This window comes from Arthrospira sp. PCC 8006 (genome assembly GCF_046480465.1).
GTDB lineage: Bacteria > Cyanobacteriota > Cyanobacteriia > Cyanobacteriales > Microcoleaceae > Limnospira > Limnospira platensis.
Map to the genome: position 1 here is coordinate 1 of NZ_PKGG01000470.1, position 1,077 is coordinate 1,077.

The following is a 1,077-nucleotide window of genomic DNA, read 5'->3' on the forward strand; positions in this document are numbered from 1 at the left end:
ATCAGCTTCCATGCGCCGGATAACTTGCGCTTCCATCAGCTGGCGGATTAATTCAACCACGGTAAGGAGTAGGGGGGCTAAACCTGCATCCTTACCAGATGATTTGGGAACCAAGGCTGTTTCTTCTGGACTTGACACTTGTGATTCTCATTAAGGTTCGGCTTGCTGTCAATCCTAGCAGATAGGAGATACTATCCGCAATACATAGCTAGGCCAATTATGCCCAAATTTATCTGATGTTCACAGTCTCAGTGCCACCAGATCATAATTTGACCACTAACTACTATGGTATTATGGTGATCGTGCGTCATATTTAGGTTGAAATATTTTCATAAGTGGCTGTATAAGTTACTTAGCAATTTATACGCCCTAAATATATATTGGTGTTTTCCAAATCGTAACCATGACAATTTACACTCCAGACTGGGTAAAACATTCGGTATTTTATCAAATTTTTCCTGACCGTTTTGCCAAAAACCAATTACATCGACCCTCAGTTATTAGTCATCCTAAGTGGGAAGATTGGCAAAAACCACCCACTTTACAGGGATATAAAGGCGGTAACTTGTGGGGAGTCATTGAAAAACTAGACTATCTACAAGACTTGGGGATTAATGCTATTTATTTGACTCCCGTATTTCAATCAGCCAGTAACCATCGCTACCATACCCATGACTATTATCAAGTTGACCCGATTTTAGGCGGTAATCAAGCCCTACGAGAATTGATAGATGCTGCCCATAGTCGCCATCTTAAAATCGTCCTAGATGGGGTTTTTAACCATGCTAGTCGAGGCTTTTTCTTCTTTAATGATATCCTGGAAAACGGCCCTAATTCTCCCTGGTTGGACTGGTTTACTGTCGAAAACTGGCCTGTGTCCGCCTATGATGGTAGTCAAGCGTCTACATAGCCTACAACCCCTATTCTACCGTTACTTAGGTGTTACTCAACGCCATAACAGGATAACAAGTTAGTAAAACATGAGTAACGCTACTGATACCCCTACAGAAGGGCGAAAGGGCACATACGATGAGAGTTAAGCTAGATTCTAGAAAGCCTAACAAAACTTTACAGGCG

General features: G+C 41.9%; 1 protein-coding gene and 1 pseudogene. One reads left to right on the top strand and one right to left on the bottom strand.

Features of this window, described 5'->3' with window-relative positions:
- The coding region (gene gvpK, locus B9T16_RS28855; protein ID WP_410246411.1) for a gas vesicle protein GvpK at positions 1-138 on the bottom strand (138 nt) is incomplete at its 3' end.
- A gap of 265 nt (positions 139-403) precedes the next feature.
- Here gvpK and B9T16_RS28860 point away from each other — a divergent pair.
- Positions 404-895 (top strand): annotated as a pseudogene (locus B9T16_RS28860) (alpha-amylase family glycosyl hydrolase); the annotation flags it as partial.
- Between the last annotated feature and the right edge of the window lie 182 nt (positions 896-1,077).